Raw genomic sequence first — 12,253 nt, 5'->3', positions numbered from 1 at the left:
AGATCCCTATGCCTACCAAGTCGCCCCGCAAAGTCAGCACGAAAAACGAAAAAAGAAGAGGAAGCCTGATGCAGTTTCCGTCCCGCAGCTCAGGTCAGCAACAGGAGCCAAAGCCTCCTTTTCCAGCGCAGCATCAGCCGCGTCCGGCGATCGAAACCAAAATGAAACCACGTCCTCGATACGAAGCTCCTCTCTATAAGGGTTCGCAGAAGCTCAAGGACAAGGTGGCTCTCATCACTGGCGGCGACTCGGGAATCGGCCGAGCTGTAGCTGTGCTCTACGCACGCGAAGGCGCGGATCTGGCGATCGTGTATCTCCCCGAGGAGCAGCAGGACGCCGAAGAAACCAAGCGAGCTGTCGAGAATGAAGGACGCGAATGCCTGCTGATTTCGGGAGATGTCAGCGATGCCGGATTCTGCCGTCGTGCAGTTTCGCAGACGGTTCGCCGGCTCGGGCAGCTCGACATTCTCGTAAATAACGCCGCTTACCAGCATCGTCAGGAAGGACTCGAGAAGCTCACGGAAGAACAGTGGGAGAAGACGTTCCGCACAAATATCTTCGGCTACTTCTATATGGCTAAGGCAGCGATCCAGCACATGAAGCGGGGCAGTGCGATCGTCAATACCAGTTCCGAAACGGGTCTTGAAGGCAACAAGCAGTTGCTCGACTACTCCGCGACAAAAGGAGCGATCAATGCGTTTTCCAAGTCATTGGCACAAAACCTGGCCGACAAGGGAATACGCGTGAATGCTGTAGCGCCAGGTCCAGTTTGGACTCCACTGAACATCGCCGACAAGCCGGCGGAAGAAGCAGGCAAGCATGGCCAGGACACGCCGCTCGGCCGTCCCGCACAGCCGGAGGAAGTGGCTCCGGCGTATGTATTCTTCGCTGCAGAATCCTGCTCCAGCTACATTACCGGAGAAGTGCTCTCGATCATGGGTGGTGAAACGACTGCGGCGTGAGTTGGCGCAACCCACAAATCTCAGGCGGCACGAAAATGGTGCGCGCATCTATTGGAATGAACGTGAAAGGAGATGAGAGCTCATGCCATCTGCAACAAGCCAAGTGACCACCGATCATGACGAGATTCGCCGCTGGGCCGAACAGCGTGGAGGTCGACCGGCGCACGTAAAACGCACGGGAAATCCGGACGATCCAGGAATATTGCGCATCGATTTCCCTGGCTACAGCGGGGAAGATTCATTAGAGGGGATCTCCTGGGACGAGTGGTTCGACAAGTTCGATAAACACGGTCTCGCACTGCTATATCAGGAAACCACTGCGAACGGCCAGCGCAGCAACTTCAACAAGATCGTAAATCGCGACACTGCTGAGCAGCCACGCGGCAGAGGGCACCGCAACACTACCCGAGCGACGGCTGGAAGATCAGGCAGTCGCGGATCGCGTAGTTCCAACCTTCGATCACGCACCAGCGGCAGCACACGCGCTCGAAATCAAAATAGAGAAGAGGGGCGCTCTTCGCGTCGAACCACTATGTCACGAGCGAGCGAAGGTGTTGGCCGGGTTTCTTCGCGTTCAGCATCAACACGTGCCGGCAAGTCTCGCCGAAAACGAAATTCATCTCGTCCAAGAGGAGCGAGCGAAACTCGGACTCGAACCTCTCGCGGGAGTACATCTCGGAACAGGAGCACTGGCGTGCGCAGTTCGGCTTCACGCAGAAGTCGCTCTCTCTCGAATTCATCCAGATCCCGTCAACGTTCAAGCAGCACCAGGAGCAATTCGCGAGCAGCACAAAAGAAAACGGGCGCTTCGCCAAGATCGAGACGAAGCCGCGGCGGATCGTCGCATGGACGCAAGGCTGCTTAGCGCCAGGACTCAAGGAAATGGAGGTGAACCGGATCCTCCGGACTCACCTCCGGTTCCCATCAAAGATCCTCCTGCCAAGCCGCAAACTGAGCCTCCCGCTCCGGTTCGTGAACCCGGCCCAACTCCTCCGATGAAACGATAGGCAATCGGATTCATTGCCATCATTTGATTTGCCGGAGCTTTCCCGCGTGTGATAACTTCCGCCCAACTGCATGCGTTTATCAATAAGTGTCCAGCTTCTGAAAGCTGCAACCCGGAGGAAATGAATGGGCATTGCTCTGATTGCGATCATCGTTCTCGTGGTCTTCGTTCTGATCGTTCTTTACAACAGCCTGGCTGGACTGCGAGTGCGCGCGGATGGCGCGTGGAGCGACATCGACGTGCAACTGAAGCGGCGGCATGATCTGATTCCCAACCTGGTAGAGACCGTCAAGGGATATGCTTCCCATGAGAAGGGCACGTTTGAGAACATCGCTCGCTATCGGTCTGCAGCTATGTCGGCAACAACGGTGGATGAGAAGGCTCAAGCCGAGGGCCAGTTGACCCAGGCTTTGCGTGGTCTGCTCGCGGTTGCGGAGAACTATCCGCAGCTTCAGGCGTCCGAGCAATTCACTTCACTGCAATCGTCACTGAACCAGACCGAAGACGCCATCCAGAATTCGCGCCGTTACTACAACGCAGTCGTGCGCGATCTAAATACAAAAATCGCGACTTTCCCCGGCAACATCATCGCGGGGATGTTCAGTTTTCATCCACGTCAGTTTTTCCAAACCGAAACAACTGAAGATCGGGCCACACCGGTCGTCAAATTCTGATCGTGCGACCGGCCAGGGGTTTTGGAAATTACGAGCGACGTCATTTCAACACACTGTCATCCCTTGTGCGCGGTTCTCGCGCGCGGGATCGGCTGCTCTTCAGCGCAGTGTCAAAGAAACAGGAGATCCCTCGCTCCGCGATTGACTTCTCGCAGTCAAAATGGCATCGCGGCGGAACGAAGCATAACTGTCCATTTGGGGCGAATTGGCGAAGCGGGCTAATGTGCCTCCTGCTGTCTATAGTTGTTCTGTGCTATGCCATCCCCGCAGATGCACAACAGCGCAGTTGGCGTATCTCCGACTTCAGCGCTGACATCGAAGTTCACAAAGATGGTTCTGCCGATGTAAACGAACGCCTCTCCCTGGTCTTCATCGGACCTTTTCACGGAATTCATCGCTACATTCCGGTGGATTACACCGGGCCAGAGGGCAGCAACTACTCACTTTTTCTGAAAGTGCAAAAAGTCACAGACGAAGAAAGTCAGGCACTGAAGTATTCGAGTAAGACCGAGAATGGTTTCCGCGTTCTGACAATCATGATTCCGGGCGCCACCGACACAAGCAAGCGGATTCACATCATCTATTCCCTCCGCAATGCGGCGAAGTTCTTCGAAGATCACGACGAGTTCTACTGGAACGTGACCGGCAATGGATGGTCTGTGCCCATCGACGCAGCCGCAGCATATGTCCGCTTTCCTGCTGATGCGGAAGGGAAGCTGAGAGCACAGTCATTCGAGGGTGTCTTTCACTCCAGCGAAAAGGCCATGACCGACATTCAAGCTTCGAATGTCATGGTTCAGACTCTGAATCCGCTCCCTGCCCGCGGTGGACTTACCGTCGATGTATTCCTACCCAAAGGAATCCTCGATTCGCCTGGCCCGTTCACCAGGGCGTCGTGGTTTCTTGGCAGTAATCCGATTCTCCTGTTGCCGATCTTTGCGTTTGTCGTGATGTTCTCGCTGTGGTGGAACAAGGGGCGCGATCCGCACGGTGGACTCTCAGTGGCTCCAATGTACGAGCCTCCCAAGGGCATGAGTCCTGCCGAGGTGGGGACACTCGTCGACGACAGCACCGATCCACGCGACATCACCTCTACCCTCGTGGATCTTGCCGTGCGCGGATATATCAAGATTCGTGAAGAGCAAGTCTCGCAGCTCGTTGTCTTCAAGAAAAAGGACTACATTTTTGTTCAGCTCAAGGGTCCGGACCGATGGGGCGATCTCGCGCCGTTTGAGCGCGCCATGATGGAGAACCTGTTTGCGGAGGGCACGAGCGAGACTCATATCGCCGATCTGCGGAATCGGTTTTACGTAGCCATTCGGCCGATCAAGAGTTACGTGATGTCGTCTCTGAAGGACAAAGGTATGTACACGCTCGATCCGGAAAGTGCGCATGGCTACTGGATTCTGGGAGCTGTCATCACGGCCGCTCCGTTCGTGCTCGCAGGCTATTTTTTCCATATTGATTTCACGCAATCAGGGCTATGGATGTTCGGTTCGATCTTTCTCGCTGTCCTCATCATCTTTCTGTTTTCGCGCCTGATGACGGCCAAGAGTTTGAAAGGCGTGCGCACACGGGTCGAGATACTTGGATTCCAGGAGTTCATGAATCGGGTGGACGCTGACCGACTGAAACGCATGCCACCCGACACCTTCGAGAAGTTTCTGCCTTACGCCATGGCCTTGGGAGTCGAACATCGCTGGGCGAAAGCATTTCAAGGCATCGTGCAGAATCCCCCAACTTGGTACGAGGGCGGCTACGGTCCAAACTTCAACACGTGGATGTTCATGCACGATTTGAGCGCGATGACATCAGATACGACTTCGGCGTTCGTCTCTACTCCACGCGCCAGCTACGACAGCTCCGGATTCACTAGTGGTGGGGGTTCCAGTGGAGGAGGATTCTCAGGCGGCGGTTTCGGTGGTGGTGGCGGCGATGCTTTCTGAGGCGGTGTAACAGAGACGCAGCATGCTGCGTCTCTATTGAACTAGATGCTCACGCGAGCTTCGTTCCGCTCACTGGAAGATTCGCGCGACTCCGCCGGCAGCGAGACGCGATTTCCGCCAGCGGTCTTGGAGCGGTACATGGCTTGATCGGCTTCGCGGATGAGCTCTTCGATTGTGGCACCGTGCCCGGGAAAGCTTGCAATCCCGCAACTTCCAGTCACTTTCCTTTGACTTAATAAAGCATCGCTTGCTAGCGCGCTTCGTAAGCGCTCACTCAGCTTTTGTGCCTGATCCAGCGATGTCTCCGGCATCAGCACGATGAACTCGTCGCCTCCATACCGAGCCACAACATTCGAGTGGCGGCACTTCTGTTCGAGAATTCGTCCTACGCGCGCTAATACCAGATCGCCTTCGAGGTGTCCCAGGTTGTCGTTGACCGCTTTGAATTTGTCGAGATCTATGAGCACTACAGAGAACGCGCGTCCTGAGCGTGAGGCCCGGCTCCATTCGGCTTCGATGGATTCGAGGAAGTACCGGCGGGTCTTCAAACCGGTGAGGCAGTCCGTGATCGACTGGTACTCCATTTCCTCGAAAGTCATCGCGTTATGAAGTGCGGTTGCCAGCACGTCGGCCAAGGTGCCGAGCGTGAGGATTTCTTCCTGGGCAAATACTTGGCGTGAGAAAGACTCAACCGTCAGAACTCCCAGAAGAGTTTCGCCATAAGTAATCGGGTGGCAAAGAACCGCGTGCTCCTGCTGCTCAGGCTGGCCGCTTGCAAGTCCTCCGGGGCGCAGCTCATTCCTCTGCGCAGCGATTCCCAAGACTCCTGCCTCGAGGGGCACGCGCTTGCCTAGGCCGAGACGGTACTCATCACGTCCACCCTCGCCGCGAACCTCGATTTCTTTGCGATCGTAATCGACCAGTCCGATACTGATGTGATCAAACTGGAACGTGCGTTCCACCTCGTCCACGACCTGGTTGAGCAATTCGACAGGCTTCTTGCTGGTGATGGCAGCCTTTGAGACATTGTTCAGGAATGCCAGATATTCGGCGCGGTTGTGCTCTTCCTGTAACTGACGGATGTTTTCCAGCGCGGCTTTGAGCTTCGCATCCTGCTCTTGAGCTTTGCGACGAGAATGGTAAACGTATGGGAGAGCCCAAAAAATTCCCAGAAGGGCGGCTCCTGCCAGAAAGGCGACGGTGGCGATGATGGTAGTCAGTTCCATCCGGAACCCGAATAGGCCATTCATCATCAGCCCTGGCCGCCAACTCGCGAGGCCGGGGAAGTGCACAGGAGCTGAAGAGTTTCCTTAATTGATTCTAGGTCATAAGTTAGTAAGGGTCAATAACTTCCAGGGTACCGGAGGCGCAGCTCTCGAGGCTACTGAAGACTTACTACGGGGAGGAGTTATAGGCTATTCGATTTGCACCAGTTCCCGGACATCGACGTCGATCTCTTGCGGTGCGGGCATCGCTGATATGGTCTGGGGAGCACGCCAGTGGTCGATGTAGGAGATCTGGTGAACGCACGAAATAGTGCAGTGCGGGGCACAGCCCTTCTCGGTCAGAAATTCCCGGCGGACATCGGCGATCGTGTATTCGTCCAGCGGCTTGGCAGGATATCCGCGCTGTTGTGAGCAGTAGTGCACCAGCCCATCCTCGCAGACGTACAAGTAGCGCGAGCCGGCGCGGCAACGCCACTTGTTCGGCCTGCCATCGGCAATCGCGTCCTGGAAATGATTAAAGCGCGAGTAGTTTTTCTTCTCGAACGACTTCATCCGGCGATACACTTCGCGCTCTTCCGGCTGCAGCGGCTTTAACTGCCCGCTGCCATCATGGATGATGCCGATGGTCGAAGTGAACCCGAGTTCCAGGGCGCGCGTTCCAACAACAACTGCGTCCTGCGGATTGTGAATGCCGCCGCCAACCACCGAGTTGATGTTCACGTGAAATACAGCGTGCTGTGAGAGAAGCTGCAACTTTTTGTCGAGCACCTTCAGACTCTTCTTCGAGATGTCGTCCGGCTTCACGTTATCGATCGAAATCTGGAGGTGATCGAGTCCGGCCTTATTCAACCCATGGATGCGTTCAGCCGTCAGCAGATAGCCGTTAGTGATCATTCCCGCAATGATTCCGTGCTGCCGGATTCGGGAGATGATCAGATCAAGTTCCGGATGGAGCAACGGCTCGCCGCCGCTGATGGTGATGATTGTCGTTCCCAGTTCCGCGAGACGATCAATGCGGCCGTACATCGTCTCTACGGGAACCGGTTTTGAGACGTCGTCGTATTCGTTGCAGTATGCGCAGGAGAGATTGCAGCGCCGCATGGGCACAATGTGTGCCATTACGGGATGGTCGGTGTTTGCGAGAGCCTTGCCGATCATCCAAAGTTCGCGGACTCGCCGGGTGGCGCCGGCAAAGTCGCGCCGCACTCGCGACGGCGGCATTGGGGGAGTCGGTCTCTCTGGCATCTCGTTCATCTTCTATTTAAGCATAGAGTTACAAGCTTTCGAGAGAGTACCGTTGAGCGGTAAGTTTCGGGCATCGAATGGTAATGATAGCCCGCTGACTTGCGAGCCATCGCTGCTGAGTGTCTTGAGAGAGTGTTCGACGACTAGGAGGTGACTGCCACCCAGCCCGTGGTCACCAGAACCATCACAATGAACCAACCGGCCATAACGGCGATGCCGGTTGAGATCTTCTTGCGTCCGACTACCGCGAAGCCGATACCCATTAACACGAAGAGCCAAATGGTAATGAGGTCGAACCAGCTGCACATTCTATAGAGCCATCCCGGAACATCGGTGATCGACATGTAATAGGCTGGGTTGGTTCCCACCGGATTGCTGAAGTTGAATGCCTCAACGTTGCTGCCCGCGAAGAGTGTGATGACTGCGAGTAGCGATCTCACTATGCCCACCAGCCACGCATACATCACGATGGCGAACGACTGGCCGAAGGTGATCTGGGTGCCGACGCCAAAGTTGAATGTGGCCATGAGTACCGCTGCGATAACCAGATCGACGAGCAGCACTACGACGGGTATCGCATAAGAAATGCCTTTTGTGATCGCGACGGCGAAGCTCATCCGGCGCGCTCGTTCTTCAGGCGAAAGTTGGTCCATGCGCTCGACCGCTTTGGGATTCAGTTTCATCTGATTCTCAGTAACCTGCTCCCATCCAACTTTCTGGCCTACGGTAAATATCAGCGCGTAACCAAAGATACAGCTGAGCAGAAATGGAACCCACCAGCGGGAACTGCGGCGAATGTCGGCGAATGTCTTCGACGGCGCAACGAATACATTCATGATGCGTTCAGGCTCTGACAGTCCGGGTTGCTGGTTCATTTCGGGAACTGCAGGGGAAAAAGAAGCGGTGCTCATGATTCTCCTTCGAAGATGAGGCTGATTGCCAATAGCCAATACGCAAATCGGCGTGCAACTAGTTCAAAGATTATGGCGGATTCTGGCGGGACAGTTATACCCCAAGTTGGTAGAGACAGGATTAGTTTTTTCGGAAGAGAGAGACTCTAAGGCTTCTTTCTGACTCCAGCGTCTGCCGCCGATCATCTTCGACGAACTCCTGCAACCATCGCAGCTGAATCACGATGAGCAGGATGTTTACCACGTCGAGGCAGACTTGAAGAGCGCCGACCGCGGCGGCTTTGAGCCACTGAGAATCGTCGTCGAACGACGATGGAAGATCGCGCAAAAACTGGCGATGATATCCGGCAATGGCCAGCATGAGCCAGGAGCAGACGCAGACAGCCAGGGTCGAGACGATCTGCATGCCAAACACGCCCTTGAGAATAAAGGCCAGGACTGGAGCGAGTAGAGTCCCAATCAAGAAACCGTGCACTGATGTGAGATCGATTCCGCTGTACCGACCGTAGCAGGCGAGCAGTCCAAACAAGATGCACATACACAGATAAACCGGCGCGAGCGGCGCGTCGTAAACTTCGCGATAGCTTAGGCCGAATACGATACCTTGCAGACTGGCATAACCAATCAGCGTTGCCACCGCTACGCTCGGGACCATTTTGTCGACCTTTCGCGAGATTGCGTAGGCCAGCACGAACATTCCCCCGGTCAGTGCCAGTAGCATTTTTCCAAGCATCATGGAGGCAGAGGACTGGTCCCACTGGTCGGAGTAACTGGCGAAGAATGCGGAGATCAAGAGCGATGCGGAAATCCAGCCAAATACGTTCGCGATGAATTTGTGCAGCGCGGTTTCTATCGGCTCCAGGTCTGACGCCGGAAGATCGGGGACACGCTCAGGGCGCGATCCGGGAATTGGACCGGAATAGATCGTTTCGTGGATAGTGTCTGAAGAAGCCACTGCCACGGGAGGGTAGCCCGAGTGCTTTCAGGCAGCAAGATTACTGCTGGGAAACCTCTTGATTTCAGCTGCTTAGGCTGGCTTGGCGATGACCTTGCTCCCCCACTCGCGTTCGAGGTATGCCCAGGGCGTCTCGTGATCGTGAGTGAAAATCGTGAGCCATTTCTCCGGAATCGCCTGCTCGTAAAAGCGTTTGCGGCTCTCGATCGTTTCGAGTGGATATAGATCGTAGGCCATTACCCAAGTGAGGTCGAGGTGCCTGGTGGTCGGAATTAAGTCGGAGATGTAGCAGGCTTTTTGCGCTTCACTTTCCAGAATGATTGCCTGCATATTTCTCGTATGCCCGGGATAGATAACGACTGAGATTCCTGGCATGACGTCGCCCTCCCCATCGAGCAACCGCATCTGCCCATTTCGGATCAGTGGATCGTAGTTATCGCTTATGTAGCTCACGCGATCGCGTTCCAGTTGTCTGCTCCCGTGCTCCCACTCGCCTCTCTGCACGTAGTAGGTGGCGTTCGGGAAGGTGGGCTCCACTTCGCCGCGCTCGTTGCGAAAGGTGTTCCAGCCGCAATGATCGAAATGTAGATGCGAGTTGATGACGACCTCGATCTCTTGCCGCCTTACACCAACAGCCTCCAATTCGCGCAGCAGCTGAGCCTTGGCGTCGTAGATCTTTGCGAGCTTCTCCGGAAGTTTGTTGCCGATACCGGTTTCAATGAGCACCAATCGTCCAAAGGCGCGGACCAAGACCGCATTCGTGCCACAGGCGATTCGATTCAGAGCATCTGCCCGCACCTTTTTTTCCCATAATAGTTTGGGAACCACGCCGAACATTCCACCTGCATCAAGGTAATAGGTGCCGTCGGAAATGATTGTCAGTTCAAAGTCCCCTAATTTGCGTGTGGGGCGATCGGCGGCGCTCAACGACCACTCCCCTGCGAAGCAGAAGGCGAGAACGGCGGGTTGGAGGCGGCTATCTTGTCGGACGACCAGCCTAGCAGCTCGCTATCGAAAACGGCGCGAATGCGTTCGAATAGGACCGTTCGCGGAGCGGGGCCGGCAATGCCGTGAGTCTTGCGGGGAAACAGCAACACTTCGACCTGCTTTCCCGAATTGATAAATGCCTGCGCCAATTGCATGGTGTTCTGCATGTGCACGTTGTCGTCGCTGGTGCCATGCACAATGAGCAACCGGCCGGAGAGATTCGGAGCTGCAAGTTGTACGGAGCCTGCGCGGTATCCATCCGGATTATCTTTAGGCAATCCCATGTAGCGCTCGGTATAAATCGAATCGTAGTTGTGCCAGTCGGTTACCGGAGCCACTGCGACACCCGCTTTGAAACGCTTGGAGTGAGTGAGGGCATAGCTCGTCATGAATCCGCCATAACTCCAGCCCCACCAGCCCAGGCGGTTGCCATCCAGTTGCGGGAAACGATTCAGTGCCTGGTCAAGTGCAGTGAGCTGATCGTTGAGTTCCACTTTGCCGAATTCATGTCGCAGAGCTGTGGCGAACTTCCTTCCCCGGTATCCCATACCGCGATTATCGACGCGCAGCACCGCTACGCCGTCATGAGCCAAAATCTGATCGAAGAAGAACGTGGCTGCTCCCCAACGATCGTGAACCTCCTGTGCTTCAGGGCCGCCGTATGGATTCATCAGGAGCGGGACTTTCTGATCGGCCGATGCTCCCGGCGGCATTATCAGCTCACCATGAAGAACTGTCCCATCATCGGCGGTGAAGTCCACGAACTGCGGTCGCAGGATTTCATAGGATGTGAGCGGACGCGAAGTCCAGAACGCATTGCATGTTCCCGAAAAGGAACACAACTGCATTCGCGGTGGGGTGAGAAGCGCGGAGTATGTATCGACGTAGTACCGGCCTTGCTCAGGGAAGCTGGCTTTGTGCGCCCCGTCTTCGTGGGAGATTCGCTGCTTGCCTGTTCCATCCAATCTTATAGAAAACAGGTTCTGCTGCCGATCATCGCCCTCATTCGAGGTGTAGAAGATGGTGCTACTCTCCTCATCTATGCCGTCCACGCCGGTGACTTCGTAGTTGCCGCTCGTCAGCTGATGCTCAAGCTTGGCCGCCGAGTTCAGCGGATTGCTTTTGTTGAAGCTGTATAGATAAAGATGAGTGTGACCGTCGCGCCAGCTCTCCCACAGAAACTGGTCACCTGATTTGAGAACCCGAAACGTGTCATTCCACATGACCCATGCGTCGTCTTTCTCTGACAGCATGAGCTGCGAATGCCCAGTGGGTGTATCCACAAAATAGATATCGAGCTGGTTCTGATCGCGATTTAGAACTTGCACGTAAAGCACATCTTTGTTCACCCATCCAAAGCGGGGAATGTAGTAGTCGTTCTTGTTCTGCTTGCCCGCGAGGCCGGGGATGTTGATCCAATGCGTCCTGCCGCCGTTGGAGTCGATCACACCTACTCGCACCTCCGGATTTGGATCTCCCGCATTGGGATACTTCTGATGATCGACCGTCGGATGATCGGGAATGTAGTCCGTGATCGGATATTCGGGAACCTGAGCCTCATTCATCTGCAGGTATGCAATACGCTTTCCATCAGGTGACCAGAAGCAGTTGCTGCGCACTCCTAGTTCTTCTTCGTAGACCCAATCCACCTCGCCATTCAGGATGTTGTCGCCATCGTTCTCGTTGCTGAAGGTTAGTTGGTTCTCTTTCGAGTCTCCCGAAATGGAACGCACGTAGAGGTTGTGCTTGCGTACATAAGAAATCCGCTTGCCATCGGGAGAAAACTTGGGATCGCTGCTCGGATCGGCTCCCGAGGTAACCTCTACGCCGGTTCCGGATTCAAGCGTGTAGTACCAAAGCTGGCCTTTGGAGTCGAAGAGCAGGTGCTTGGAATCGGGGGCCCAATGGTACCCAGCGATGGAGTAACGGCTGCGCCGCTCGCGGTCACGATCGTCTTTGTTCTGCTTGCCGACGGTAGTCTCTGGAGGCGAAAGTGACGCCAGCTTTTCGGTTGCAACCAGAACTGCGGGTTTCCCGTTTGCGACATCGATGTAGTAAAGCTGTCCATGCTCTCCGGAATCGTCACGCAAAACATAGGACACGCGAGTTCCATCAGGACTCCATTTCACTGTTTCCGGTTCACGGCCCGTAACTCCGCCCGGAGCGAAGATCTCCGGAATGCTTGGGAGCCTTCGTGCTTCTTGTGCCGCAGAAATAACAGAAATGAAGACGACTGCTATCAATCGAAGTGACGTCAAGGGCATTGACTCCTTGGGCCGAACGAAGTGGAACGCAAAAGTGTAGCAAGCGCAGCTGCCATCGGTGGCAGCTCACCGAATCG

The 12,253-nt window shown here is 55.3% G+C and carries 10 protein-coding genes and 1 pseudogene; 4 read left to right on the top strand and 7 right to left on the bottom strand.

The window, feature by feature from the left end; all coding sequences use genetic code 11:
• The first annotated feature begins 8 nt into the window (after positions 1-8).
• Together DMG62_09260 and DMG62_09255 are read left to right on the top strand one after the other, a co-directional pair.
• A complete protein-coding gene (locus DMG62_09260; GenBank protein PYY23270.1) occupies positions 9-962 on the top strand; it encodes a short-chain dehydrogenase in 954 nt (317 codons plus the stop codon).
• 82 nt (positions 963-1,044) lie between these two features.
• A pseudogene (locus tag DMG62_09255) lies at positions 1,045-1,323 on the top strand (hypothetical protein).
• Positions 1,324-1,836: 513 nt separating this feature from the next.
• On the opposite strand, the gene DMG62_09250 reads toward DMG62_09255, so the two are convergent.
• The gene (locus tag DMG62_09250) at positions 1,837-2,079 is read right to left on the bottom strand and encodes a hypothetical protein (protein PYY23269.1); all 243 of its coding nucleotides are present in this window, start codon (positions 2,077-2,079) and stop codon (positions 1,837-1,839) included.
• A 14-nt stretch (positions 2,080-2,093) separates the two neighbouring features.
• Between DMG62_09250 and DMG62_09245 the strand changes: the two genes are divergently transcribed.
• Together DMG62_09245 and DMG62_09240 are read left to right on the top strand one after the other, a co-directional pair.
• On the top strand, positions 2,094-2,642 hold the full coding sequence (locus tag DMG62_09245) for a hypothetical protein (protein PYY23268.1): 549 nt from the start codon (positions 2,094-2,096) through the stop codon (positions 2,640-2,642).
• A 65-nt stretch (positions 2,643-2,707) separates the two neighbouring features.
• Positions 2,708-4,588 carry a hypothetical protein gene (locus DMG62_09240; GenBank protein ID PYY23267.1) on the top strand — a complete coding sequence of 627 codons (1,881 nt, stop codon included), beginning with the start codon at positions 2,708-2,710 and terminating at the stop codon, positions 4,586-4,588.
• 41 nt (positions 4,589-4,629) lie between these two features.
• Here DMG62_09240 and DMG62_09235 read toward each other — a convergent pair whose 3' ends face one another.
• The 6 genes from DMG62_09235 to DMG62_09210 all read right to left on the bottom strand — a co-directional run bounded on the left by DMG62_09235 (position 4,630) and on the right by DMG62_09210 (position 12,176).
• Positions 4,630-5,841, bottom strand: a complete 1,212-nt coding sequence (locus DMG62_09235) for a hypothetical protein (protein ID PYY23266.1) — start codon at positions 5,839-5,841, stop codon at positions 4,630-4,632.
• A 162-nt stretch (positions 5,842-6,003) separates the two neighbouring features.
• Positions 6,004-7,068 carry a radical SAM protein gene (locus DMG62_09230; protein PYY23265.1) on the bottom strand — a complete coding sequence of 355 codons (1,065 nt, stop codon included), beginning with the start codon at positions 7,066-7,068 and terminating at the stop codon, positions 6,004-6,006.
• 134 nt (positions 7,069-7,202) lie between these two features.
• A complete protein-coding gene (locus tag DMG62_09225) occupies positions 7,203-7,970 on the bottom strand; it encodes a hypothetical protein (GenBank protein PYY23264.1) in 768 nt (255 codons plus the stop codon).
• Positions 7,971-8,091: 121 nt separating this feature from the next.
• Positions 8,092-8,931 (bottom strand): hypothetical protein, encoded by an 840-nt coding sequence (locus DMG62_09220; GenBank protein PYY23263.1) that lies wholly within the window; start codon positions 8,929-8,931, stop codon positions 8,092-8,094.
• Between the two features lie 66 nt (positions 8,932-8,997).
• Positions 8,998-9,762, bottom strand: coding sequence for an MBL fold metallo-hydrolase (locus DMG62_09215; GenBank protein PYY23338.1), 765 nt, complete (start codon positions 9,760-9,762; stop codon positions 8,998-9,000).
• 86 nt (positions 9,763-9,848) lie between these two features.
• A complete protein-coding gene (locus tag DMG62_09210; protein ID PYY23262.1) occupies positions 9,849-12,176 on the bottom strand; it encodes a dipeptidyl-peptidase IV in 2,328 nt (775 codons plus the stop codon).
• Positions 12,177-12,253 lie beyond the last annotated feature (77 nt).

The organism is Acidobacteriota bacterium, assembly GCA_003225175.1.
Lineage (GTDB): Bacteria > Acidobacteriota > Terriglobia > Terriglobales > Acidobacteriaceae > Gp1-AA112.
The sequence above is the reverse complement of the archived record's forward strand: the minus strand, read 5'-3'. Positions and strand labels throughout refer to the sequence as shown.

Excerpts from the sequence above, each read along its gene's own strand:
- DMG62_09260 (PYY23270.1), top strand. The coding sequence starts at position 9 with ATGCCTACCAAGTCGCCCCGCAAAGTCAGCACGAAAAACGAAAAAAGA.
- DMG62_09245 (PYY23268.1), top strand. The coding sequence starts at position 2,094 with ATGGGCATTGCTCTGATTGCGATCATCGTTCTCGTGGTCTTCGTTCTG.
- DMG62_09235 (PYY23266.1), bottom strand. The coding sequence starts at position 5,841 with ATGATGAATGGCCTATTCGGGTTCCGGATGGAACTGACTACCATCATC.
- DMG62_09230 (PYY23265.1), bottom strand. The coding sequence starts at position 7,068 with ATGAACGAGATGCCAGAGAGACCGACTCCCCCAATGCCGCCGTCGCGA.
- DMG62_09225 (PYY23264.1), bottom strand. The coding sequence starts at position 7,970 with ATGAGCACCGCTTCTTTTTCCCCTGCAGTTCCCGAAATGAACCAGCAA.
- DMG62_09215 (PYY23338.1), bottom strand. The coding sequence starts at position 9,762 with ATGTTCGGCGTGGTTCCCAAACTATTATGGGAAAAAAAGGTGCGGGCA.
- DMG62_09210 (PYY23262.1), bottom strand. The coding sequence starts at position 12,176 with ATGCCCTTGACGTCACTTCGATTGATAGCAGTCGTCTTCATTTCTGTT.